The sequence below is a fragment of the Stenotrophomonas sp. PFBMAA-4 genome (assembly GCF_030053215.1).
Taxonomy (GTDB): domain Bacteria; phylum Pseudomonadota; class Gammaproteobacteria; order Xanthomonadales; family Xanthomonadaceae; genus Stenotrophomonas.
In genome coordinates this window covers 1-338 of sequence record NZ_JASGBW010000082.1, presented here as the reverse complement: position 1 = coordinate 338, position 338 = coordinate 1, and the positions used below count along the sequence as shown (strand labels likewise).

Annotated in this window: 1 protein-coding gene; it reads left to right on the top strand. The window is 71.3% G+C overall.

The genetic code is table 11. The features are described from left to right. Positions 1–338 (top strand): type VI secretion system Vgr family protein (locus QMZ26_RS21245; protein ID WP_283222600.1); only part of this gene is annotated, 338 nt, incomplete at both ends.

Below are 338 nucleotides of genomic sequence, written 5' to 3'. Positions count from 1 at the left end.
GGCTTCGAGCTGGCCACCCAGGGCTGGGGCAACGTGCACGCCGGCGAAGGCCTGCTGCTGTCGGCCAGCCTGCAGCAAGGCGCCGGCTCCACGGTGATGGACAACGCCAGCGTAGTGTCGCAGCTGAAGGGGGCCGAGCGCAGCCTGGAACAGATGCAGCAGACGCTGGGCCAGCAGCAGGTGCCCGGCCTGGCCGAGTTCGAGCGGACCAAGCAGCTGCGCGAGCAGATCGATCCGCAGGCGCAGGGCCGCTACAGCGGCGACGTGAACGGGCAGAACGCGATGAAGCCCGGCAGCGATGGCCGCAGCCCCGGCGAGCAGCCGGTGGAACGGCTGGG